Source organism: Pseudomonas sp. Irchel s3b5, assembly GCF_900187435.1.
Lineage (GTDB): Bacteria > Pseudomonadota > Gammaproteobacteria > Pseudomonadales > Pseudomonadaceae > Aquipseudomonas.
In genome coordinates, this window is sequence record NZ_FYDY01000003.1 from 239,047 (window position 1) to 263,190 (window position 24,144).

At 59.0% G+C, this 24,144-nt stretch carries 21 protein-coding genes; 10 read left to right on the forward strand and 11 right to left on the reverse strand.

Going from position 1 to position 24,144, the window contains the following annotated elements:
• Positions 1-34 precede the first annotated feature (34 nt).
• From hisA to CKW15_RS05060, 3 genes are all read left to right on the forward strand, one after another.
• Positions 35-784 (forward strand): 1-(5-phosphoribosyl)-5-[(5-phosphoribosylamino)methylideneamino]imidazole-4-carboxamide isomerase, encoded by a 750-nt coding sequence (gene hisA, locus CKW15_RS05050; protein ID WP_095058286.1) that lies wholly within the window; start codon positions 35-37, stop codon positions 782-784.
• 91 nt (positions 785-875) lie between these two features.
• On the forward strand, positions 876-1,646 hold the full coding sequence (hisF, locus tag CKW15_RS05055) for an imidazole glycerol phosphate synthase subunit HisF (RefSeq protein WP_095058287.1): 771 nt from the start codon (positions 876-878) through the stop codon (positions 1,644-1,646).
• A gap of 78 nt (positions 1,647-1,724) precedes the next feature.
• Complete coding sequence (locus CKW15_RS05060) at positions 1,725-2,480, forward strand: ABC transporter substrate-binding protein (RefSeq protein WP_095151739.1); 756 nt, start codon at positions 1,725-1,727, stop codon at positions 2,478-2,480.
• Here the strand turns inward: CKW15_RS05060 and CKW15_RS05065 are convergent.
• The 5 genes from CKW15_RS05065 to gpmI form a co-directional block, all read right to left on the reverse strand.
• Entirely contained in the window at positions 2,461-3,822 is a 1,362-nt protein-coding gene (locus CKW15_RS05065) for a Vps62-related protein (protein WP_095151740.1), read from the reverse strand. The genes CKW15_RS05060 and CKW15_RS05065 overlap by 20 nt on opposite strands.
• Before the next feature lie 116 nt (positions 3,823-3,938).
• The gene (locus CKW15_RS05070) at positions 3,939-4,715 is read right to left on the reverse strand and encodes a divergent polysaccharide deacetylase family protein (RefSeq protein ID WP_095151741.1); all 777 of its coding nucleotides are present in this window, start codon (positions 4,713-4,715) and stop codon (positions 3,939-3,941) included.
• Position 4,716: 1 nt separating this feature from the next.
• Positions 4,717-6,036, reverse strand: a complete 1,320-nt coding sequence (locus CKW15_RS05075) for a S41 family peptidase (RefSeq protein ID WP_095058291.1) — start codon at positions 6,034-6,036, stop codon at positions 4,717-4,719.
• Between the two features lie 31 nt (positions 6,037-6,067).
• On the reverse strand, positions 6,068-7,363 hold the full coding sequence (locus CKW15_RS05080; protein WP_095058292.1) for a murein hydrolase activator EnvC: 1,296 nt from the start codon (positions 7,361-7,363) through the stop codon (positions 6,068-6,070).
• Positions 7,364-7,615: 252 nt separating this feature from the next.
• Complete coding sequence (gpmI, locus tag CKW15_RS05085) at positions 7,616-9,145, reverse strand: 2,3-bisphosphoglycerate-independent phosphoglycerate mutase (RefSeq protein ID WP_095151742.1); 1,530 nt, start codon at positions 9,143-9,145, stop codon at positions 7,616-7,618.
• A gap of 153 nt (positions 9,146-9,298) precedes the next feature.
• On the opposite strand from gpmI, the gene CKW15_RS05090 reads away from it, so the two are divergent.
• Genes CKW15_RS05090 through secB form a run of 3 tightly spaced genes read left to right on the forward strand, consistent with a single transcriptional unit; the run spans position 9,299 to position 10,496 of the window.
• On the forward strand, positions 9,299-9,712 hold the full coding sequence (locus CKW15_RS05090; protein WP_053153177.1) for a rhodanese-like domain-containing protein: 414 nt from the start codon (positions 9,299-9,301) through the stop codon (positions 9,710-9,712).
• A gap of 1 nt (position 9,713) precedes the next feature.
• On the forward strand, positions 9,714-9,968 hold the full coding sequence (gene grxC, locus CKW15_RS05095; RefSeq protein ID WP_095058294.1) for a glutaredoxin 3: 255 nt from the start codon (positions 9,714-9,716) through the stop codon (positions 9,966-9,968).
• Positions 9,969-10,010: 42 nt separating this feature from the next.
• A complete protein-coding gene (gene secB, locus CKW15_RS05100; RefSeq protein WP_007949026.1) occupies positions 10,011-10,496 on the forward strand; it encodes a protein-export chaperone SecB in 486 nt (161 codons plus the stop codon).
• Positions 10,497-10,676: 180 nt separating this feature from the next.
• Here secB and CKW15_RS05105 read toward each other — a convergent pair whose 3' ends face one another.
• Entirely contained in the window at positions 10,677-11,132 is a 456-nt protein-coding gene (locus CKW15_RS05105) for a tRNA (cytidine(34)-2'-O)-methyltransferase (RefSeq protein ID WP_095151743.1), read from the reverse strand.
• Here CKW15_RS05105 and CKW15_RS05110 point away from each other — a divergent pair.
• On the forward strand, positions 11,131-11,571 hold the full coding sequence (locus CKW15_RS05110) for a hypothetical protein (RefSeq protein WP_095151744.1): 441 nt from the start codon (positions 11,131-11,133) through the stop codon (positions 11,569-11,571). The two genes, CKW15_RS05105 and CKW15_RS05110, sit on opposite strands and share 2 nt — an antisense overlap.
• Positions 11,572-12,100: 529 nt before the next feature.
• On the opposite strand, the gene ntrC is transcribed toward CKW15_RS05110, so the two are convergent.
• From ntrC to glnA, 4 genes are all read right to left on the reverse strand, one after another.
• Complete coding sequence (ntrC, locus tag CKW15_RS05115) at positions 12,101-13,537, reverse strand: nitrogen regulation protein NR(I) (RefSeq protein WP_095058297.1); 1,437 nt, start codon at positions 13,535-13,537, stop codon at positions 12,101-12,103.
• Positions 13,534-14,619: a nitrogen regulation protein NR(II) gene (glnL, locus tag CKW15_RS05120; protein WP_095058298.1), complete on the reverse strand. Its 1,086-nt coding sequence runs from the start codon at positions 14,617-14,619 to the stop codon at positions 13,534-13,536. The genes ntrC and glnL overlap by 4 nt, the downstream gene beginning before the upstream one ends.
• Positions 14,620-14,892: 273 nt before the next feature.
• Positions 14,893-15,402 carry a DUF4124 domain-containing protein gene (locus CKW15_RS05125; RefSeq protein ID WP_095058299.1) on the reverse strand — a complete coding sequence of 170 codons (510 nt, stop codon included), beginning with the start codon at positions 15,400-15,402 and terminating at the stop codon, positions 14,893-14,895.
• Positions 15,403-15,600: 198 nt separating this feature from the next.
• Positions 15,601-17,007: a glutamate--ammonia ligase gene (gene glnA, locus CKW15_RS05130; RefSeq protein WP_095058300.1), complete on the reverse strand. Its 1,407-nt coding sequence runs from the start codon at positions 17,005-17,007 to the stop codon at positions 15,601-15,603.
• 332 nt (positions 17,008-17,339) lie between these two features.
• On the opposite strand from glnA, the gene thiI reads away from it, so the two are divergent.
• Entirely contained in the window at positions 17,340-18,794 is a 1,455-nt protein-coding gene (gene thiI / locus CKW15_RS05140) for a tRNA uracil 4-sulfurtransferase ThiI (protein ID WP_095151745.1), read from the forward strand.
• Positions 18,795-18,933: 139 nt separating this feature from the next.
• Positions 18,934-20,754: a translational GTPase TypA gene (typA, locus tag CKW15_RS05145; RefSeq protein WP_095058303.1), complete on the forward strand. Its 1,821-nt coding sequence runs from the start codon at positions 18,934-18,936 to the stop codon at positions 20,752-20,754.
• A 197-nt stretch (positions 20,755-20,951) separates the two neighbouring features.
• Here the strand turns inward: typA and CKW15_RS05150 are convergent, their stop codons facing one another.
• Positions 20,952-21,389 carry a YkgJ family cysteine cluster protein gene (locus CKW15_RS05150; RefSeq protein WP_095058304.1) on the reverse strand — a complete coding sequence of 146 codons (438 nt, stop codon included), beginning with the start codon at positions 21,387-21,389 and terminating at the stop codon, positions 20,952-20,954.
• Between the two features lie 243 nt (positions 21,390-21,632).
• Between CKW15_RS05150 and CKW15_RS05155 the strand changes: the two genes are divergently transcribed.
• Positions 21,633-24,083 carry a glycogen/starch/alpha-glucan phosphorylase gene (locus CKW15_RS05155; protein ID WP_095058305.1) on the forward strand — a complete coding sequence of 817 codons (2,451 nt, stop codon included), beginning with the start codon at positions 21,633-21,635 and terminating at the stop codon, positions 24,081-24,083.
• Positions 24,084-24,144 lie beyond the last annotated feature (61 nt).

Genomic DNA, 24,144 nt, shown 5'->3' on the forward strand with positions numbered 1-24,144 from the left:
CCAAGCTGATCATTCAAATTTGAAGGTTTGCCAGATGCTGATTATTCCCGCTATCGATCTTAAAGACGGTGCCTGTGTTCGTCTGCGCCAGGGCCGTATGGAAGATTCCACAGTGTTCTCCGATGACCCGGTGAGCATGGCTGCCAAGTGGGTGGAGGGCGGTTGCCGTCGTCTGCATCTGGTCGACCTGAACGGCGCCTTCGAAGGCCAGCCAGTCAACGGCGAAGTTGTCACCGCGATTGCCAAGCGCTACCCGAACCTGCCGATCCAGATCGGCGGTGGTATCCGCTCCCTGGAAACCATCGAGCACTACGTGAAAGCGGGCGTGAGCTACGTCATCATCGGCACCAAAGCCGTGAAAGACCCGGCTTTCGTCGCCGAAGCCTGCCGCGCTTTCCCGGGCAAAATCATCGTGGGTCTGGATGCCAAGGACGGGTTCGTCGCCACTGACGGCTGGGCTGAAATCAGCACCGTTCAGGTGATCGATCTGGCCAAGCAGTTTGAAGCTGACGGCGTGTCTTCGATCGTTTACACCGACATCGCCAAAGACGGCATGATGCAGGGCTGCAACGTACCGTTCACCGCTGCGCTGGCGGCTGCCACGAAGATCCCGGTGATCGCTTCCGGCGGCATCCACAACCTCGGTGACATCAAGTCGCTGCTCGACGCCAAGGCGCCAGGCATCATCGGTGCGATCACAGGCCGCGCGATTTATGAGGGCACTCTGGATGTTGCTGAGGCTCAAGCTTTTTGTGATGGCTACGCGGCCAGCTCCAAGCTGTAAGCTGCAAGCTGCAAGTTAAAAGCGCGACCGCGATCCGCTCTTACTTGCAGCTTATAGCTTGAAGCTTGCAACTCTTAATCGGAGATTAAGTATGGCTCTGGCCAAACGCATCATCCCTTGCCTGGACGTGGACAACGGCCGGGTGGTCAAGGGTGTGAAATTCGAAAACATCCGCGACGCCGGTGACCCGGTGGAAATCGCCCGTCGTTACGACGAGCAGGGTGCCGACGAGATTACCTTTCTCGATATCACCGCCAGCGTCGACGGTCGCGACACCACGCTGCATACCGTCGAGCGCATGGCCAGCCAGGTGTTCATCCCGCTGACCGTGGGCGGTGGCGTGCGTACCGTGCAAGACATCCGCAACCTGCTCAATGCCGGTGCGGACAAGGTCTCGATCAACACCGCAGCGGTGTTCAACCCTGAATTCGTCGGCGAAGCGGCGCAGCATTTCGGCTCGCAGTGCATTGTCGTCGCGATCGACGCGAAGAAGGTTTCCGGACCGGGCGAAACCCCGCGCTGGGAAATCTTCACCCACGGCGGTCGCAAGCCGACCGGCTTGGACGCTGTCGAATGGGCGAAGAAGATGGAAGGCCTGGGTGCCGGTGAAATCCTGCTGACCAGCATGGATCAGGACGGCATGAAGAACGGCTTTGACCTGGGGGTTACCCGCGCCATCAGCGATGCGCTGGGCATTCCGGTGATTGCTTCCGGCGGTGTCGGCAACCTGCAACACCTGGCCGATGGCATTATCGAAGGTCACGCCAGCGCGGTGTTGGCGGCGAGTATTTTCCACTTCGGCGAATACACCGTGCAGGAAGCCAAGGCCTACATGGCTCATCGCGCAATTGTGATGCGCTAAACAAACCGATGCAGGCCAGTGGACATCATGGCGTGCCCAAGGCACTCTTGGGTACGCCAAGGATCTCGGTAGCCAGACATGCTTAAACGCTTTCTTTTAGTTCTCGCCAGCGCTTCCCTGTTGTTGATCAACGGGGTACACGCCAAAGACAGCCCCGATACCGACCTGGTGTTGCTCACGGAAAACTTCCCTCCGTACAACATGGCGAAGAACGGCAAGAACTTCGCTCAGGACGAGAACATCAATGGCATCGCCGTGGACATCGTCCGCGAGATGTTCAAACGCGCCGATATTACCTACAGCCTGACGCTGCGTTTCCCTTGGGAGCGTGTCTACAAACTCGCCCTGGAAAACCCCGGTTACGGTGCATTCGTGATGGCGCGCCTGCCGGATCGCGAGAGGCTGTTCAAGTGGGTCGGGCCGATCGGCCCGGACGACTGGATCATGCTGGCCAAGGCGGACAGTAAAATCACCCTGGGAACCCTGGATGACGCCCGCAAGTACAAGGTCGGCGCCTACAAGGGCGATGCCATTGCCACGACGCTGGCCAAGCAAGGCTTGAACCCGGTGGTGGTTTTGCGCGATCAGGATAACGCGAAGAAACTGGTCAGCGGCCAGATCGATTTGTGGGCTACCGGAGATCCTGCCGGACGTTATCTGGCGCGGCAAGAAGGCGTGAGCGGCCTCAAGACAGTGCTGCGCTTCAACAGCGCAGAACTGTATCTGGCCCTGAATAAAGAGGTGTCCGACGAGGTCGTCGCCAAGCTTCAGGCCGCGCTGGATCAATTGCGCAAAGAAGGTGTGGTTGACGACATCATGGCACGGTATCTGTAGCGGTTGGCAGATCGGGTGATGCCTGTGCAATGACATTGGCGTCGCTGGTGTTTTCAACAGTGTCTGTGCTCGTCGTCAGTGGAGGGCACTCTTCTTTTTCTGGTGGATATTGCGTCAGGTGAACGCTGGAGTCGTCGGTATAGCCGATTTTTCCAGTCACTTGGGTGCCGTCCTCACGTGTTAACTCGTAGTGACTTTCCAACAGGTAAACCGCCACAGATTTGTGTTTTGCAGCCATGGCGATGATCACCAGAGGGGGCGATTCGCTCCATCCGTTCGAGCCTGATTCGGTGTGAGTGAAGTTCTTGGGCAGGCAGGCCGAGAACTTTGTCGTCCGGACATCGCTTGGTGCGGTGTTCGGCCAGGCCCTTTCGAAATCAACAGAAGTTTGTCTATTGAATGACTGCATTTGCCTTGGGCTTTGAACAGGGTCAATTGTCCATTTGATTGGCCGGGTCTTGTCCGTTGTGTTTCGCTCGTATCCGACCAACACGTAGTGGTCGGTTCTTTTCAGGTCGTAGTACGGGGATTTCAGGAGTTGTTCGCTGGGCTGCACGTAGTCCATGACCGCGAACCAGGGGAGTCGGGCTATTTGCGTAACGTTGGCTGCTTCGTCCACTGGTGGTTTGGCGTGTCCGGAGAGTGCCGGCGCTTGTGGTGGGGAAGTGACTTGCAGTGGGATCTGCATCCGCAATGCGTACGCGGTGACCGGTGTTACAGGCTTGCTGTAGCTTTGGTTGCCTGTGAATGTGCCTGGGGTGAAGTAGAGATCGCCCGGCTCGGCGGTCGGCGGCTCAATGCTCCAGGCGCTGAAGCTCATCTTTGCACCGCTGCCTTTGTCGTTCCAGATCAGATCGCTGACATTTGCAGCGATAACCAGATCCGCCCTGACGCAGCGGACAGCATTGAGCGAAGGTTTGTTGTAGTCGTTGGCGCAGACCAGCCCCAACGCAACATAGCCGGCAGGCGGAATCGGGCGCCAGATCGAAGCGCGTGTGACTGCGCCCGACCCTGAGTCTTTCCAATAAAGTTCGAAGTCGGTGGGCCGGCTGAGTGCGTTTCCTTTCGTGTCGTCGCCAGGTGAATTTCCCTCGCGCACGACGACCGCGATCACTTCGCCGTTGATGTTGCCGTCGCGGTGAATGGCAATGTCACCCAGCGGGAAGTATCCCGGCAATGCATCCGGGGCGGGTGTGGGGCGCCAAAAGGCAACGGTTTTTGCCCGTGTTCCGTTGGTATCCCAGATCCGCTGAAATTCTGTCGTGAAGTTGATCAGCAGGTTGTCGAGCTTAATGGGTTCCATTTGCCGGGTTGGCAATGTGGCATCGTCATGGGTAGTCATAGTCAATCCTGATAGTTGAAAGGCGACTCAAGAGGGTCGCGACCTTTGGGAGGTCTCACTATCCGGAATGACGCTGGGTATTTGGTGGTAACTATTTATAGGATGTAACGGGGTGTTTATCTGTAAACGCCGTCTTTGCCATGAGCGGCCGTGGCGCGATTGCCGCGCACGCTGATCATCTGCTTGATATCAATCCACTCGATCCCCTGGGCTTTCAGCTTGGGCAGTTCTCGCTCCAGCACTGCCAGCGTTTGCGGATACGGATGCCCGATCATGACCGCCGAGCCCTGTTTGTGCGCAAGACTGATTGCCGTCTGTAGCTGTGTGAAGATCGCCGCTTCCGTTGCTTCATCATCCAGAAAAACATCCCGCGAAACGCTCGCCAACCCGATCTTCTGCGCTTCGGCCGCCGCGACGGTTTGCGCGCTGGTGCGGCTGTCGACAAAGAGTTTGTGCCGGCGCTGCAGGTCGGCCATCAACCAGGTCATGGCCGGTCGCTGGGCGGTCATGCGACTGCCCATGTGGTTATTGATGCCGCTGGTGTACGGGACCATTTTGAACGCGGCGTTCAGGCGTTTTTCCAGTTCTTCGATGGGCAGCTCAGGGTGCCAGGCGAACGGCCCGGTGGCCGGGTCCATCGGCATGTGCAGGATGACGATCTTGCCGGCGCGATGGGCTTCGCGGGCGAATTCGGTGGCGTGGGGGGTGTCGGGCATGATTGCCGCAGTCACCGGGCCGGGCAGGGCCAGTACGCGGCGATCTCGGGGCAGGTTCTGCCCCAGGTCATCGATGATCAGGCTTAAGTAGGCCTTGTGAGGCGTTGAGTCGGCGGGCGCTGCGTGAGCAACACCCGCCAGGCAAAACAACAGACCGATCAGTAATCGCAGAAACATCTCAGCGGCCGGACGTGATGCTCAGCCCTTTGAGCAGGCTCAGGGCCTGGGCCAATTGGTAATCGTCGTCCTGCGGCATCGGCTTGGCTTTGCCGCCGGAACCGGTCGGTTTGTCGGCGCCGCCGTTGCCATTGCCCAGGTGACCCTGCAGGTCGGCTTCCTTGAAGTAGTCGCTGTCCTGCTCGCTGGTGATCTTGGCCTTGCGCACTTCGATGTCCGGCACGATGCCCTGGGCCTGGATCGAGCGACCGTTCGGCGTGTAGTACAACGCGGTGGTGATCTTCAGCGCACGGTCGTTGTTCAGTGGCAGCACGGTTTGTACCGAACCTTTGCCGAAACTGGTGGTGCCCATGACGACTGCGCGTTTCTGGTCCTGCAGGGCACCGGCGACAATTTCCGACGCCGAGGCACTGCCGCCGTTGATCAATACGACCATCGGCACGGCTTCGCTTTCGTCCTTGCCGGTGGCGGAGAAGCGCAGTTCGGAGTTGGCGATGCGGCCCTTGGTATAGACGATCAGGCCCTTGGTGATGAAGTGGTCGACCACTTCCACCGCGGCTTGCAGTACACCGCCAGGGTTGTTGCGCAGGTCGAGGATGATGCCCTTGAGCTTCTTGCCATTGTCCTTGCGCAGCTTGGCCAGGGCCTTGGAGACCTCTTCGCCGGTCTTGACCTGGAACTGGGTTATGCGGATGTAGCCGTAGCCCGATTCCAGCAACTGGCTCTTCACGCTCTTCACTTGAATGACCGCGCGGGCCAGCGTTACGTCGAACGGCGTGCCGCCATCGCGTACCAGGGTCAGGGTGATTTTTTCGCCGATCTTGCCGCGCATCTTGTCCACGGCTTCGGTCATGCTCTGGCCGCGTGTTGGCTGGCCGTTGATCTTGACGATGAAGTCGCCAGCCTGAATGCCGGCTTTGGAGGCTGGCGTGTCGTCGATGGGCGAGACCACCTTGATGAAACCGTCTTCGGCGCCGACTTCGATACCCAGGCCGCCGAATTCGCCGCTGGTGCTTTCCTGCAGCTCGGCGAAATCTTCAGGGCCCAGGTACGCGGAGTGCGGATCGAGGTTGCTGAGCATGCCCTTGATGGCGTTTTCCAGCAGGGTCTTGTCGTCCACCGGCTCGACATAAGCGGCCTTGATCCGGTCCATTACCTCGGCAAACGTGCGCAACTCATCCAGCGGCAATGGCGCCTTGGTGGTCGCAGCAGTGCCCGCTGGCGCGACCGCCGGGGCTGGTTGAGCGGCAAACGCCAAAGGCGCGCCGATCACCAGGGCGATCGTCAGGGCCAGCGAGGTAAGGCGGGACAAATGCAGCATGTCGAACAAACTCCTGAATTAGGTAACGCGCTTATCCTTGCGCGCGGCACCATTGCGCCGGATCACTCGGGTGACCCTGCTGACGAATAGCAAAATACAGCGCTGGCGTGTCCTGCCCGCCACTGTTGCCGACAGTGGAGATGGACTCGCCGGCTTTAACCACATCACCCGCAGACTTGAGCAGTGTCTGGTTGTGACCATAAAGACTCAAAAAACCGTTGCCGTGGTCGAGGATCACCAGCAGCCCGGCGCCTCGTAGCCAGTCGGCAAACACTACGCGACCACCATGCACCGCATGTACGGTGCTGCCGGCAGACGCGCTGATCATCACGCCGTCCCACTTGGTCCGGGAGTCGTCGCCACGGCCTTCACCGAAACGTGCCAGCAGTCGACCGTCGACAGGCCATGGAAGTTTGCCGCGGGTTGACGCAAAAGGGCCACCAAAGGTCTCGCCGGAACTGGACACCAGTGCTCCGGGTGACGACTTAACGGGTTTGCGTGGGGCATCATCGCCGGCATCTGCCTGCGCCTGGGCCTCACGTAAACGCTTTTTTTCGGCTTCCTGCTGGGCGATCAGCGCTTTTTGCCGCGCTTCTTCTGCCTCACGAGCCTGGCGGGCCAGGGTTTCTTCAATGGTTTTAAGGACTTTAGACAGATCTGCCTGATCCTGCTCGCGGGCTGCCAGTTTCTGGTCGCGAGCCTTTACATCGGTATTGAGCTTGGCCAGGACTTGCTGGCGTTCCTGGCGGACTTTGTCGAGCTCGTCGCGCTGGGTGTCGAGGCTGCTTTTCTGCACCAGCAACTGCGCCTGCTGCATGGCGATGTCTTTTTCGACATTGGCCAACTGGCGCAGGGTTTCGTTGAAATTCTTCAGCTGCTCCAGGCGGGCCTGGCTCAGATAGTCGTAATAGGTGAGGGTGCGGGCGAATTTTTCCGGGTTCTGCTGGTTGAGCAGCAGCTTGAGGTACTCCTGACGACCATTCTGGTAAGCCGCACGGGCCTGAATGGCGATCAGGTGTTGCTGTTCAGTGCGCGCGCTCTGGAGTTTTTTTTTCTCTGCATCGAGTCGCTGCAGCTCGGTTTCGCTTTTCTTCAGCTCTTTTTGCAGGGCGTCGACCTGCTTCTCAAGCTTGCCCATTTCGGTTTCGGTGCCCTTGAGCTCCTTCTGCACACCGGATTTTTCTTCCTGGAGCTTGCCCAGCAGCTTTTTCAGCTCGGCAATGTCTTGACGCGTGGCGTCCAACTGTTGTTGGGTGTCCGCGCGCTCGTCAGCGAAAGCCGGTTGGAGCAGGCAGGTCAGGGCTAGGGCAGTCAGGATGCGGAGCATAGGGGCGGGCGGCACCAGGGAAAGGGACGGCCTAGTATGCCCGCCATGGACGGCAAAAAAAACGCCCATTTCTGACTGCGTGATAACTGGCCCCAACGTCAGGCTGAATTTCATTTCGAAAACACCACAAACCACTGTGGGAGCTGGCTTGCCAGCGATTGCGTCGGCACATTCAACATAGCAGTTGGTGCCAGATTGCTATCGCTGGCAAGCCAGCTCCTACAGGGTTTAGCGGTGTTTCGGGGAAGCCGATCAGACCAGAATCGAAGTTCCGGTCATTTCCTTCGGCTGCTCCAGACCCAGCAGCTTCAGCATGGTCGGCGCCACGTCCGCCAGTACGCCGCCTTCACGGACTTTCAGGTCGCGTTTGCCGACATAGATGAACGGCACAGGTTCAGTGGTGTGCGCAGTGTGCGCCTGGCCGGTGGATTCGTCGGACATTTGCTCGACGTTGCCGTGGTCAGCCGTGATCAGCGCTTCGCCGCCGACTTTTTCCAGCGCCTCGACGATACGGCCGACGCAGACGTCCAGGCATTCAACGGCTTTGACAGCGGCTTCGAACACGCCGCTATGGCCGACCATGTCGCCGTTGGCGTAGTTGACCACGATCACGTCGTATCGCTGGTTTTCGATGGCGTCGACGATGCGGTCGGTCACTTCAGGCGCGCTCATTTCCGGCTGCAAGTCGTAGGTGGCGACTTGCGGCGACGGGATCAGGATGCGCTCTTCGCCCGGGAACGGTTCTTCGCGACCGCCGGAGAAGAAGAAGGTCACGTGGGCATACTTCTCGGTTTCGGCAATACGCAACTGAGTCTTGCCGTTTTTCGCGAGGTAATCGCCCAGCACGTTTTCCAGGCTGCCGGCAGCGAAAGCCGACGGTGCAGGGATGCTGGCGGCGTATTGGGTCAGCATGACGAAACCGGCCAGTTTCGGCTGGCGGGCACGCTCGAACTCACTGAAGTTGTCTTCGACGAACACGCGGGTCAGCTCGCGGGCACGGTCGGCGCGGAAGTTCATGAACACCACGGCGTCGCCGTCTTCGACTTTTACCGGCTCGCCGATGGAAGTGGCTTTGACGAATTCGTCGCTCTCGCCACGTTCATAAGCTGCTTGCAGGCCTTCCTGGGCGGTGGCGGCGTTGAATTGGCCGTGACCGTCAACGATCAGGTTGTAGGCCTGGGAAACGCGGTCCCACCGGTTGTCGCGGTCCATGGCGAAGTAGCGGCCAATGATGCTGGCGATCCGGCCTTTGCCCAAGGCCTGGAACGTGGCATCGAGCAGCTCGATGGACGATTGCGCGCTTTTCGGCGGGGTGTCGCGGCCGTCGAGGAAAGCGTGCAGGTAAATTTTTTCGGCGCCGCGCTTGAAGGCCAGTTCGGCCATGGCGACCAGGTGATCCTGGTGGCTATGCACGCCGCCATCGGACAGCAGACCCATGAAATGCACGGCTTTACCGGCAGCGACGGCTTTGTCCACGGCGGCGCAGATGGTCGGGTTCTCGAAGAACTCGCCGTCGCGGATCGATTTGGTCACGCGAGTGAAGTCCTGATACACCACGCGGCCGGCGCCGAGGTTCATGTGGCCGACTTCGGAGTTGCCCATCTGGCCATCCGGGAGGCCGACGTCCATGCCGCTGCCCGAGATCAGGCCGTTCGGCACGGTGGCCCACAAACGGTCGAGCACAGGCTTCTTCGCGGCAAAGATTGCGTTGGATTCTGGGTTGTCGCTGTGACCGAAGCCGTCGAGAATCATCAGGACCAAAGGTTTAGGCGTGGTAGTCATGGAATCCGCTCTGGCTTAAGTAAAAAAGGGGCGATGGAAAAGGGAGTCGCAGTTTAAAGCTAAGTTCCGGCCACGTCACCGCCGGACGGGGTTTGGCCCACCATAGGGGCTGTGTATACTGGCCGACATTTTAACGCCCTGGAACCTCCTTCGATGGTTGCTCACCTGATTGAATTTGCCACTAACCACTACATTCTCGTCGGTATCTTCGTCGTACTGCTGGCGTTGCTGATTGCCTATCAAATGCAGGGCGGCGGCCGTAGCCTGAGCACCGGCGAACTGACCGGGCTGGTCAACAAGGACGCAGGCGTGGTGATCGACATTCGTCCGACCAAGGATTTCGCCGCCGGTCACATTGTCGGCGCGCTGAACATTCCTCAGGACAAGCTGACCGCCCGCGTCGGTGAACTGGAAAAGCACAAGGCCAAGACCATCATCCTGGTCGACGCCATGGGCCAGACCGCCGGCACCCACGCTCGCGAGCTGATGAAGTCCGGCTTCACCGCCGCCAAGCTGTCCGGTGGTATCTCCAGCTGGAAAGCCGACAATCTGCCGCTGGTGAAGTGATATGAGCAACGTCGTCGTCTACTCCAGCGATTACTGCCCTTACTGCTCGCGAGCCAAGTACCTGCTCGAGAACAAAGGCGTGGACTTCGAAGAGATCAAGGTCGATGGCAAGCCGCAGGTACGCGCCGCCATGGCCCAGAAAGCCGGACGCACGTCCGTGCCGCAGATCTGGATCGGCAGCACCCACGTCGGCGGTTGTGATGATTTGTTCGCTCTGGAGCGCGCCGGCAAGCTCGACGCGCTACTCAGGGCCTGAATTCCATACCCTATAAAAGCCCAAGATCAGAAAGGATCTGAGATGACTGACCAACAGAACACTGCAGCTAGCGAAGAAGAAACCGCACCGCAATTCTCCTTGCAGCGCATCTACGTACGTGACTTGTCCTTCGAAGCTCCGAAAAGCCCGGCGATCTTCCGCCAGCAGTGGGAGCCGAGTGTCGGTCTGGACCTGAACACCCGTCAAAAGGCGCTGGAAGGAGACTTCCACGAAGTCGTGCTGACCCTGTCGGTGACCGTGAAAAACGGTGACGAAGTGGCGTTCATTGCTGAAGTGCAACAGGCCGGTATCTTCCTGATCAAGAATCTGGACGACGCTTCGATGAGCCACACCCTGGGTGCGTTCTGCCCGAACATCCTGTTCCCGTACGCTCGCGAAACCCTGGACAGCCTGGTCACCCGTGGTTCGTTCCCGGCACTGATGCTGGCTCCGGTGAACTTCGACGCGCTGTACGCGCAAGAGCTGCAACGCATGCAGGCTGCCGGCGAAACTCCAACCGTTCAATAAACGGCGGATGGAAAAAAAAGCGCCGTAACAGGCGCTTTTTTATTGGGAAAACGAAGCCGTGTGATCCATGGAGACCTTTGTAGGAGCTGGCTTGCCAGCGAAGGGGCCGTAACATTCGACATCTCTGTTGGCAGTTACATCGCTTTCGCTGGCAAGCCAGCTCCTACAAGGACGGTGGTGTTACTTGAAGCCGTTCTGACGCCAGGCTTCGTACACGGCGACGGCCACGGTGTTGGACAGGTTCAGGCTGCGACAGCCTTCACGCATCGGCAAACGCAAGCGTTGCTCGGCGGGCAATGCGTCGAGCACTTCAGGCGGCAAACCACGGCTTTCCGGGCCAAAGATAAACGCATCGCCCGGGGCAAAGCTGGCATCGTGGAACGGCCGCGAGCCCTTGGTGGTAAAGGCGAACAGCCGTGGATGACCGAGGCTTTCCAGGCAGCTGGCGAGGTCCGCGTGGCGTTGCAGGGTGGCATACTCGTGGTAGTCGAGGCCAGCCCGGCGCAGGCGCTTGTCATCCATGTCGAAGCCCAGCGGTTCGATCAAATGCAGGTGGCAGCCACTGTTGGCGCACAGCCTGATAACGTTGCCGGTATTCGGCGGAATTTCTGGTTGGAAAAGGATGACGTGAAACATGCACGGCTCCGAAGGTAAAGATGAGCGGCATTCTACGCCGCAAGCCGACCTGCGTTCGAAACTATTCCTGAGGGTGATGGCGTCGCTGGCGATTGTCGGGGTGATGGTGGGGCTGATGATCGGTCGCCTGACCACGCCAGACCCCAGCGTGCTGCAGCAGATTGAAGTGACGAGCGATGGCCTGGTGGTGTGGTTCAACAACGAACCCAAGACTCACGGCGAGATCGTCGAGGGCAGCGTCGCGCTGTTGTTCGGCGCTGAAGGCAAGGCACAGAAAGGCCAGCTCAAGTTGGGCGACAAGGACGTGAACTGGCGGGTGCGATTGAGTGATGGCGGGTTGTTGCTGACACTGGTGGCGGCCCGGCCCCTGCAGGGCGACTGGGCCGGTAGTGAGGTTGATAACCGCTGGCGGCTGGTGATTCATCTGCGGGAGCAATAAAAGAGGGAATCCCCGGCCTGCCTGTACCAAGGTCCCCAAAACGGGAGGCTCGTCGCGAGTGCGGTGTGAGCCTGGTGTAAAGAAGGAACCCCTGACCTGCCTGTATCAAGGGCCCCAAAACGGGTGGGCTCGTCGCAAGTGCGGTGTGAGCCCGATGTAAAGAGGGGAATCCCCGGCCTGCCTGTACCAAGGTCCCCGAAACCGGGTAGTGAACTGAATCACTGAATGGACTATTGCAGGCGGCGTGCCAGTTTTCACAAAGAGAAACAAAAAACCGATTTAGAACGCTGAAAGCCCCGGAATCCGGGGCTTTCGTGTTTTTTCGGAAAGGATTCGATTGCGAAAGAGGGCAGGGTTTCGAAGTGGTTTTTGTGCGCGATTGCGGTTCACGGTGCATTGCGGCGGTGCACAAACAAAAAAAGATCGCAGCCTTCTGCAGCTCCTTGTATCTACGGGTGTTCGCATTAACCCTGTAGGAGCTGCCGAAGGCTGCGATCTTTTCGCTGGCGGCTAATTTCTGAAGACGAACCTAGCCCTCATCCCCCTCATCCTCATCCCCGCCATCCACCTTCATCCCCAGTTCCTTGATCTTGCGCGTCAGGGTGTTGCGGCCCCAGCCCAGCAGAACGGCGGCATCGCGACGGCGACCGGCGGTGTGCTTGAGGGCGGTCTCGATCATGATCCGCTCGAAGGCCGGCACGGCACTGTCGAGCAAGCTCGATTGACCGCGAGCCAGCGCCTGATCGGCCCACTGACGCAGCGCCTGTTCCCAGTTGGTCACGGGCGCCGAATCCTGAGGCAGGCTCAGCAGCTCTGGCGGCAAATCGCCGATGTGCACTTCGCGACCCGAAGCCATCACCGTGATCCAGCGGCAGGTGTTCTCCAGCTGGCGCACGTTGCCCGGCCATGGCAGGTTTTTCAGGTATTCCTCGGTCTCGCTTTTCAGCAGCTTCGGCTCGACGGCCAGCTCCTGGGCGGCACGGCTGAGGAAGTGCTTGGCCAGGGTCGGGATGTCTTCGCGACGGTCCGACAGGCGTGGAATGTGGATGCGGATCACGTTCAGACGGTGGAACAAGTCCTCACGGAATTTTCCGGCATGCACCAGGGTTTCCAGATTCTGGTGGGTCGCGGCGATGATGCGCACATCGACCTTCACCGGCACATGACCGCCAACGCGGTAGAACTCGCCGTCGGCCAGTACGCGCAGCAAGCGGGTTTGAGTGTCGGCCGGCATGTCGCCGATTTCATCGAGGAACAGCGTGCCGCCATCGGCTTGCTCGAAACGCCCGCGACGCAGATTGGCCGCGCCGGTGAACGCGCCTTTCTCGTGGCCGAACAGTTCGGACTCCATCAGGTCTTTGGGGATCGCCGCCATGTTCAGGGCAATGAACGGCGAAGCGGCGCGAGGGCTGTGTCGATGCAGGGCGTGGGCCACCAGTTCTTTACCGGTACCCGATTCGCCGTTGATCAGCACAGTGATGTTGGAATGGCTCAAGCGCCCGATGGCGCGAAACACTTCCTGCATCGCCGGTGCTTCGCCGATGATTTCCGGGGTGCGGGTCAGGGTAGGGACCACTTCCAGACCCTGTTGCTCCTGGGCGTGCTGGTTGGCGCGCTTGACCAGGGAAACCGCTTCGTCGACATCGAACGGCTTTGGCAGGTACTCGAATGCGCCGCCCTGATAGGACGCGACAGCGCTGTCCAGATCCGAGTGGGCCGTCATGATGATCACCGGCAGCCGTGGGTGCGATTCGCGAATCCGCGCCAGAAGGTCCAGGCCGCTGGCGCCGGGCATGCGGATGTCGGAGATGATCACATCCGGTTGCTGGCGCGCCAGGCGGCTCATCACGCCATCGGCGCTGTCGAAGCTTTGCGTCGTCATGCCTTCCTGTTGCAAGGCTTTTTCCAGGACCCAGCGGATAGAACGGTCGTCATCGACGATCCACACGGTTTCACTACGGCTCATGTCGATGTGGCTCCTTGTTCCAGTGGCAGAAAGATCGAGAAGGTGGTGTGGCCTGGATGGCTGTCACATTCGATCAGGCCCTGGTGCTGGCTGATGATGTTCTGGGTGATGGCCAGGCCGAGCCCGGTACCGTCCGGGCGTCCGCTGACCATGGGGAAGAAAATGGTTTCCTGGAGTTCAGCAGGAATGCCTGGGCCGTTGTCGATGATCTCGATCTTGGTCACCAGGCGATGGCGCACATGGCCGATGGTGAACTGGCGCATGGCGCGGGTGCGCAGGCTGATGCGGCCCAGGCGCAACTCGTTCTGGCTGCTGATGGCCTGCATTGCGTTGCGCACGATGTTCAATACGGCCTGGATCATTTGTTCGCGGTCGATCAGGACGTCGGGAATGCTCGGATCGTAATCACGCACCAATGTGATGCGCCCCTGGCTTTCAGCCTCGACCAGATGACACACGCGCTCCAGCACTTCGTGAATGTTGCACATCGCCAACGAAGGCAGCTTGTTGGAGCCGAGCATGCGGTCGACCAGGTTACGCAGGCGGTCCGCTTCTTCAATGATGACGTTGGTGTAATCCTTCAGGCTTTCTTCCGGCAGTTCACGGGCCAGCAATTGCGCTGCGCCACGAATCCCGCCCAGTGGATTCTTGATTTCGTGAGCGAGGCCGCGCACCAGCATCTTGCTGGTTTCCTGTTTGGAGAGTTGTGCTTCTTCCTTGGTGATGCGCAGTAAGCGATCCCGGGGATGGACTTCGAGCAGCAACAAAGTGTCGCCATTGCTCAGAATCGGCGTGACCGCGTAATCGACGGTCAGGGTCTGGCCGGTGAGGGCCGTGAGCATGGCTTCGCGCTTGGTGAACGGATGCGCCTGCTCGACGGCCTGACGCAAGGAATTGAGCGCCTCGGTGGATTCGGTGAACAGTTCGCTGATGAACTGCCCATGACTTCGCTGGCCGCTGATGGCCAGCAGCATCTCCGCCGCCGGGTTCATGTACTCAAGGCGCAGTTCCGCGTCGAGCAGAATGGTGGCGGTCGTCAAGTTGTCGAGTAGCAGACGATGCAGTGCGTCACTGATGGTCATTCAGGACCTCTTTTGGAGCAGGGCGCGCGCATGAATAAAGCGCTGATACGGACAAAATGCAAAAACCAAACCAAGGCTCCGAAAAGAAGCGCTAAAGGCCTGAAACAGGCGTTTAACGCTCGGTTGCGTGGCGTTCTGCCGGCTTTTGCGGGTACTTTCGAACCAAAATGGGGTGGAGTTGGGCGGTAGTGCAACCATTCGCACCAATATAGTGCGCAAAGCTGAGCGATGTCAGAAAAGTATCAGGAACGAGGAAAAGCTTGGCGCAGGCCTTCAGCGTTTGTGCACTCGCTGAACGGTGAAGGTGATGGAAGGGCTTTGCTGGATGAGCGTCTCGCCGTCGATTACCTGTACCGCCAGGCTGTGTTCTCCGCGATCAATGTTGACCAGTTGCAGGCTCGGGACATTGCTTGGCTGACCGTAAGGTTGGTTGTCCAGCAGCAGACGCAACCGATGGGGAGCTTGCAGGCGTGGGTTGATCAAGACATTCACCGTGAACGTGCCATTGTTGGCGCGCAGGGCTTCGGTGGTGGGCAGTCCGGTGAGCTCCAGTGTCTCGTAGGCCTTGGGGGGTGGTTTGTTCGCTTGGGTTGGCGCCGGGGAGGTTGGCGTGACCTGGGGTTCAACGGTATTGAGCGGTGGCAGTTCGACCGTTTGAGTCTTCACGCCATCCGGGGGTTGATTGCTGTACGCGGTGTTGCCATTGGCATCCGTGTACTTGTAGATCTGCGCGGTGGCGGGCAATGCGATCAGCAGCAGAATGAAGAGAAGTCCACGACCCATGGAATCGACCGGAAACGAAAGCGTTGGGTTGCAGCATAGGTCAGACGGGGTGGTTATCCCAAGCCGAAAACATTTGGGCAAGATTTAACGAGATGCTCCAGACACCCGAAAAAGCGCCCACAGGAAAATTTGGCAATAAAAAAGGCCTCCCGAAGGAGGCCTCTTTTTTGTCACGCCGCGTGCTGCGGCGCTACCGGATCAGCAGCTGTAGTACAGCTCGTATTCCAGTGGGTGTACGAAGGTGCGTACTTTGATTTCTTCTTCGCTTTTCAGAGCGATGTAAGCGTCGATGAAGTCGTCGGAGAACACGCCGCCTTTGGTCAGGAACGCGCGACCTTTGTCCAGCTCTTCCAGGGCTTCTTTCAGGCTGCCGCAAACTTGTGGGATCTCTTTCGCCTCTTCAGGCGGCAGGTCGTACAGGTTTTTGTCAGCAGCGTCGCCAGGGTGGATCTTGTTCTGGATGCCGTCCAGGCCAGCCATCAACAGTGCGGCGAAGCACAAGTATGGGTTGGCAGCCGGATCCGGGAAGCGGGCTTCGATACGGCGGGCTTTCGGGCTCGACACGTAAGGAATACGGATCGAAGCGGAGCGGTTGCGAGCCGAGTAGGCGAGCATCACTGGCGCTTCGAAGCCTGGAACCAGACGCTTGTAGGAGTTGGTGGCCGGGTTGGTGAAGCCGTTCAGCGCCTTACCGTGCTTGATGATGCCGCCGATGAAGTACAGAGCGGTGTCGGACAGGCCGGCATAACCTTCGCCAGCGAAGGTGTTCTTGCCATCTTTCCAGATGGACATGTGCACGTGCATGCCCGAGCCGTTGTCGCCGTACAGAGGCTTAGGCATGAAGGTCGCGGTGCGGCCGTAAGCGTCAGCAACGTTGTGGACAACGTACTTCAGGGTCTGGGTTTCGTCGGCTTTCTTCACCAGGGTGTTGAACTTGACGCCGATTTCGTTCTGGCCGGCAGTCGCCACTTCGTGGTGGTGAACTTCGACGGTCAGGCCCATTTCTTCCAGTGCGTTGCACATGGAGGTACGGATTTCGTGGTCGTGGTCGAACGGCGGAACCGGGAAGTAGCCGCCTTTGACGCCTGGACGGTGGCCCTTGTTGCCGCCTTCTACGTCCTGGTCGGACATCCACGAACCTTGTTCGGAGTAGATCTTGAACATGGAACCGGAGATGTCGGACTTGAACTTCACTTGGTCGAAGATGAAGAACTCTGGCTCTGGACCAGCGAATACGGTGTCACCGATACCGGTGGCTTTCAGGTGTTCTTCGGCGCGACGGGCGATCGCACGTGGGTCGCGGTCGTAGCCTTGCATGCTCGAAGGTTCGATGATGTCGCAGACCAGGATCAGGGTCGGCTCTTCGGTGAACGGGTCGAGAACGGCAGTGCTGTCGTCCGGCATCAGGATCATGTCGGAAGCTTCGATGCCTTTCCAGCCAGCGATGGAGGAACCGTCGAACATTTTGCCTTCTTCGAAGAAAGCGTCATCCAGCGCGTCGCGAGCCGGCATGGTCACGTGGTGCTGAGTGCCTTTGGTGTCCGTGAAGCGCAGATCAATCCATTTGACGTCATGATCTTTGATGAGTTGAACCGACTTCGACATAGTGTCCTCCGGGGTGGCTTCGGGCTTAGTAATGGATAGCCCTTGGAATGTGGGTGATGCCGGCGCGAATACTCTGCCAAGGCAACCTGCCTCACAAGGGAGCAAATTGCATGCCAGTGCCCCACCATGGGTTTTTTGCCCCAAAAACACGCTTATAAGCCTTCTATACGCGTTAAAGCAGAAAATGGCGCCCTTTAATGTAGCGTCGAATTCAACAAATGACCTGTTTTGGTGCGCGCGAAACCTTCTGCACATTAACTGGTTAAACCTTGAGCAATTTCCGCTATAATCCGCGCCCCCCTTTTTCGGCAGGCCATGCGCGCGCTGTTTCCATGAAATTAATCGTAAAAGTCTTCCCCGAGATCACCATCAAGAGCCGCCCGGTACGGATGCGTTTCATCCGTCAATTGGCCAAGAACATCCGTGCCGTGCTCCGCGATCTGGACCCGGCCGTGGTGGTGAACGGCGTGTGGGACAACCTCGAGCTGGAAACCCGCGTCACCGAGCCCAAGGCCTTGAAGGAGATGACCGAGCGCCTGAGCTGCATGCCGGGCATCGCGCACTTCCTGCAGATCGATGAGTACCCGCTGGGCGATTTCGACGACATCGTTGAAAAGTGCAAGCAGCACTACGGTGATGCGCTGGCCGGGAAGATTTTCTCGGTGCGTTGCAAACGGGCCGGCAAGCACCCATTTAGCTCCATAGACATCGAAAAATATGTCGGCAGCCAGTTGCGCCGTCAGTGTGGTGCCGCCGGGATCGACCTGAAAAAGCCGGAAATCGAAGTCCGGATCGAAGTTCGCGACCAACGGTTGTTTGTGATCCACAGTCAGCACACCGGCATCGGCGGTTATCCGCTGGGAGCACTGGAGCAGACGCTCGTGCTGATGTCCGGTGGCTTCGACTCCACCGTGGCGGCCTACCAGATCATGCGCCGCGGCCTGATGGCCCACTTCTGCTTCTTTAACCTGGGCGGACGGGCCCACGAACTGGGCGTCATGGAAGTCGCGCATTTCATCTGGAAGAAGTACGGCAGCTCTCAACGCGTGCTATTTGTCAGTGTGCCGTTCGAGGAAGTCCTGGGCGAAATTCTCGGCAAAGTCGATAACAGTCATATGGGCGTAGTATTGAAGCGTATGATGTTGCGCGCTTCCTCCCAAATTGCCGATCGACTGCAAATCGAGGCGCTGGTGACGGGTGAGGCGATCTCCCAGGTGTCGAGCCAGACGTTGCCGAACCTGAACGTGATCGACTGTGTGACCGAGAAGCTGGTCTTGCGCCCGCTGATCGCCAGCCACAAGCAGGACATCATCGACCTGGCCAACGAAATCGGCACCGCCGATTTCGCCCGGCACATGCCGGAGTACTGTGGCGTCATTTCGGTCAATCCGAAGACCGCAGCCAAACGCCATCGCGTCGAGCATGAAGAGAAAGAGTTCGACATGGCAGTGCTCGAGCGTGCGCTTGAGAATGCCAAACTGGTGCCGATCGATCGCGTGATCGATGAATTGGGCCAGGATCTGCAAATTGAAGAAGTCAGCGAGGCGCTGGCCGGTCAGATCGTCATCGATATCCGTCACCCGGATGCCGCTGAAGACGACCCGCTGGATCTGGCTGGCATCGAGGTACAAACGATGCCGTTTTATGCACTGAACGCTCGTTTCAAGGAACTGGACCCTACTCGCCAGTACCTGCTTTATTGCGACAAAGGCGTGATGAGTCGCCTGCATGCCCACCATTTGCTCAGTGAGGGGCATGCCAATGTGCGCGTTTATCGACCGAGCTAAGAGCCCGGGGCTGTATGCCTGTGGCCTGCGTCACCGGCCCCCCGACTCTGCCGTCAAGCTGTAACGGCAAGGCCTGACTCTACTGTAAATCGCTGCCAAGACTTGTCAGCACACCGAATCCTCTGATCGAGATACACAAGTGATCGAAAATCTACGCAACATCGCCATCATTGCTCACGTTGACCATGGTAAGACCACCCTGGTAGACAAACTCTTGCGTCAATCCGGCACCCTGGAGCGCAACGAGCTCAACGACGAGCGCGTGATGGACTCCAACGACCAGGAAAAAGAGCGCGGTATTACCATTCTGGCGAAAAACACCGCCATCAACTGGAACGGCTACCACATCAACATCGTGGACACCCCGGGCCACGCCGACTTCGGCGGCGAAGTTGAACGCGTAATGTCGATGGTTGACTCCGTTCTGCTGCTGGTTGACGCTCAAGACGGCCCTATGCCGCAAACCCGTTTCGTGACCAAGAAGGCTTTCGAAGCCGGCCTGCGTCCAATCGTGGTAATCAACAAGGTTGACCGTCCAGGCGCGCGTCCGGACTGGGTTCTGGACCAGATCTTCGACCTGTTCGACAACCTGGGTGCCACCGAAGAACAGCTGGACTTCAAAGTCGTCTACGCCTCGGCCCTGAACGGTATTGCTGGTCTTGAACACACCAACATGGCTGAAGACATGACCCCGCTGTACCAGTCGATCATCGACGACGTACCTGCGCCGAAAGTCGACCGCGATGGCCCGTTCCAGATGCAAATCTCGGCACTGGACTACAACAGCTTCCTGGGTGTTATCGGCGTTGGCCGTATCGCTCGTGGTCGCGTCAAGCCGAACACCCAGGTTGTGGCGATCGACGCTGACGGCAAGCGCCGTAACGGTCGTATCCTGAAGCTGATGGGTCACCACGGTCTGCACCGCATCGACGTTGAAGAAGCAGCTGCCGGCGACATCGTCTGCATCAGCGGCTTCGACCAGCTGTTCATCTCCGACACTCTGTGCGACCCACTGAACGTCGAAGCGATGAAGCCGCTGACCGTTGACGAGCCAACCGTTTCGATGACCTTCCAGGTTAACGACTCGCCGTTCTGCGGCCGTGAAGGCAAGTTCGTGACCAGCCGTAACATCAAGGAACGTCTGGACAAAGAGCTGCTGTACAACGTTGCACTGCGCGTTGAAGAAGGCGACTCGGCTGACAAGTTCAAGGTTTCCGGCCGTGGTGAGCTGCACCTCTCGGTACTGATCGAAACCATGCGTCGCGAAGGCTTCGAAATGGGCGTTGGTCGTCCGGAAGTGATCATCCGCATGGTTGATGGCGTCAAGCACGAACCGTACGAAAACGTGACCATCGACCTGCCGGAAGAATCCCAGGGCGCGATCATGGAGCAAATGGGTCTGCGTAAAGGCGACCTGACCAACATGGTTCCGGATGGCAAGGGCCGTGTGCGCCTTGAGTACAACATCCCGGCCCGTGGCCTGATCGGTTTCCGTAACGAGTTCCTGACCCTGACCTCCGGCGGCGGCATCCTGACCTCGATCTTCGACCGTTACGACGCGATGAAGTCCGGCGACATGTCCGGCCGTCAGAACGGCGTGCTGGTATCGGTAGCTACCGGTAAGGCTCTGACCTACTCGCTGGAAACCCTGCAGGCACGTGGCAAACTGTTCGTTGAACACGGCCAGGACATCTACGAAGGTCAAATCGTTGGCTTGAACAGCCGCGACAACGACCTGGGTGTGAACCCAACCAAAGGCAAGAAGCTCGACAACATGCGTGCTTCGGGTAAAGACGAAACCATCGCTCTGGTTCCGCCTGTCAAGTTCACTCTGGAGCAAGCTCTGGAATTCGTACAGGAAGATGAGCTGTGTGAAGTGACTCCTAAGTCCATCCGTCTTCGCAAGAAGATCCTGGGCGAAAGCGAGCGTACCCGCGCTGCCAAGAAGTCCGGTAACTAAGTCATTTAGTTAGCTGGCAAAAAAACGCCCCCGGTCGAAAGGCCGGGGGCGTTTTTGTTTGTCTGGGATTTATGCGGTTGTTTGTTCCGGCCTCATCGCTGGCAAGCCAGCTCCTACACGGTTGCGTGTCGTACGCATTGTAGGAGCTGGCTTGCCAGCGATAGCGGTGGATCAACCGCCGCAAATTTCAAGAGCTATCAGAACCGCTCGATACTCCGCGAAGTTCGCTCGCGCTCCACTTCCTTCGGCTTGTACGCGCAATACCCCGGCCGCGGGCCGATTTTCGGGTGGTTGCGGCAGGTATCCGGGCGCTTTTCATAAATAGTGCACAGACGGCTCTTACGATCCAGATAGTAGCAATCGTTATTGCTCATGCGCTGGAGGGTGAAGATCCCCGACTTCTGGTTAAAACGCTCGACCAGGCCTTCTTTCTGCAGACGCTTGGCGATGTTCTTCGGCGGATCACCCAGCTCGAACTCGTCGACGATGCCGATACGGATCAGATCCTTGATCTTGACCTCGACGGGCAGGGTGCAGCAGCTGGACACGCACGAGCCGCACATCGGGGCGGAGTACTTGGCCCAGGTATCGAGTCGGTCGATCTCCGCGGCGGCGATCAGGTTGGGCTTCATCATCGGTTGTTACCAGCGTGTGCATCAGGGCGCGCGATCATACCGGGACTGGTGGATTTTTGAACAACCTTTCGCCAGATTTTTTTCATGTGCGGCTCAACAAGATCAAAATTCGGCACGGCCCCTGCATTCATTCAGGTACACGATCCAGCTCACACTCATGGGAAAAACTGCCGAACCAGAGTCTCTACCGCCTGTCAGACCGTCTAGGCTCAGACAATTCCAAGCTCGCTCGAGGTCCTATCGATGACTCAAGAACCACTTGTTCGCGAAGCAGAGGTGGCCGCATTCCGCGACGCCGTCTTGACCAAACTCACCTACGCGGTGGGCAAAGACCCGGATCACGCCTTCGACCATGACTGGTTCGAAGCCATTGCCCTGGCGGCGCGTGATCACATGGTCGAGCACTGGATGGACCACACGCGACAGATCTACCGCAAAGGTCAGAAGCGCGTTTATTACCTCTCCCTGGAATTTCTCATCGGCCGGCTGCTCTACGACAGCTTGAGCAACCTCGGCCTGCTCGACGTGGCGCGCGAGGCCATGACCGAGCTCGGCGTCGACCTTGAACGCATCCGCCTGCTGGAGCCTGACGCGGCCCTGGGCAACGGTGGTCTCGGGCGATTGGCGGCGTGTTTCATGGAGAGCATGTCGACCCTCGGCATTGCGGGTCACGGTTACGGCATTCGTTACGAACACGGCTTGTTTCGGCAGGCCATCGTCGACGGCTGGCAGCAAGAACAAACCGAGCATTGGCTGGATTTCGGCAACCCATGGGAGTTCGAGCGCCCGGAGGTGGTTTACCCGATCGGCTTTGGCGGCAGTGTCGAGACCGTGACCGATGACAGCGGCAAGTCCAGGCAAGTCTGGCATCCGGCAGAAACCGTGCGGGCCATTGCCTACGACACGCCGGTGGTCGGTTGGCGCGGGGCGAGCGTCAATACGCTGCGGCTGTGGCGAGCCCGGGCCATGGAAGATTTGCACCTGGAGCGCTTCAACGCCGGCGACCACCTGGGCGCCGTGGCCGAAGTGGCCCGGGCCGAAAGTATCTCCCGCGTGCTTTACCCGGCGGACAGCACCGAAGCGGGGCAGGAATTGCGTCTGCGTCAGGAATATTTTTTCGTCGCCGCGTCGTTGCAGGACCTGCTGCGCCGTCACCGCAACATGCACACTTCGGTGCTGACCCTGGGCGACCACGCGGCGATCCAGCTCAACGACACCCACCCTTCGATTGCCGTGGCCGAACTGATGCGGCAACTGGTCGACGTGTACGACGTCGCGTGGGACGCGGCGTGGCAGGTCACTGTCGATACGCTGTCCTACACCAACCACACGTTGCTGCCGGAGGCGCTGGAAACCTGGCCGGTCGGGCTGATGGAACGCATGCTGCCGCGGCACATGCAGATCATCTACCTGATCAACGCCCATCACATCGACTCCCTGCGGGCCAAAGGCATCCACGATTTCGACGTGTTGCGCGCGGTGTCGCTGATCGAGGAAGACAACGGACGCAGAGTGCGCATGGGTAACCTGGCGTTTCTCGGTTCCCACAGCATCAACGGCGTGTCCGGGCTGCACACGCAGCTGATGCGCCAGACGGTGTTCTCCGAACTGCACAAGCTCTATCCGCAGCGGATCAACAACAAAACCAACGGCATTACCTTCCGCCGCTGGCTGTATCAGGCCAATCCCGAGCTGACCTCGATGCTGGTGGATTCCCTTGGGGCGCAGCTGCTGGATAACCCCGAAGAGCGTTTGCTCGCCCTCGAACCGTTCGCCGAGAAAGCCGGGTTCCGCAAGGCCTTTGCCGAGCAGCGGCTGCACAGCAAGAAAGCCCTGGCGTACCTGATTCATGAGCGGCTGGGCGTGGCGGTCAATCCGGCGGCGATGTTCGACGTGCAGGTCAAGCGGATCCACGAGTACAAACGGCAATTGCTTAACCTGCTGCACACCGTGGCGTTGTACCAGGCGATCCGTGCCGAACCGGAAGTCGACTGGGTGCCGCGGGTGAAGATCTTTGCGGGTAAAGCGGCGGCCAGTTATCACCAGGCCAAGCTGATCATCAAACTGACCAACGACATCGCCCGGGTCGTGAACAACGATCCGACCGTGCGCGGTCTGCTCAAAGTGGTGTTCCTGCCCAACTACAACGTCAGCCTGGCGGAGAGCATCATTCCGGCGGCGGATCTGTCCGAGCAGATATCCACCGCCGGGTTTGAAGCGTCCGGCACCAGTAACATGAAATTCGGCCTGAACGGGGCGCTGACCATCGGCACCCTGGACGGTGCCAACGTGGAAATGTGCGATCGCATCGGCGCCGAGCACATGTTCATCTTCGGCCTCAGCGCGCAGCAAGTGGAAGCGCGCAAGCAGAACCATGAGTTCAATGCCACGCAGGACATTACCGCATCGCACCGATTGGGCGATGTGCTGCAAGCGATTCGCAGCGGGGTGTTTTCGCCGGATGATCCGTCCCGTTACACCGGGCTGATCGATTCGCTGGTAGATTACGACCGCTTTCTGGTCTGCGCCGATTTCGATTCGTACTGGAACGCCCAGATGCGCGTCGAAGCCCATTGGCACGATTCGAAGGAGTGGTGGCGTTCGGCAGTGTTGAACACATCGCGGATGGGCTGGTTCTCGTCCGACCGGACCATTCGCGAGTACGCGACGGAAATCTGGAAGGCGTTGGAGTAACTTTCCACTCTGCTCGACAGGTTGGTGGGCTGGAAAAGATCGCAGCCTTCGGCAGCTTCTA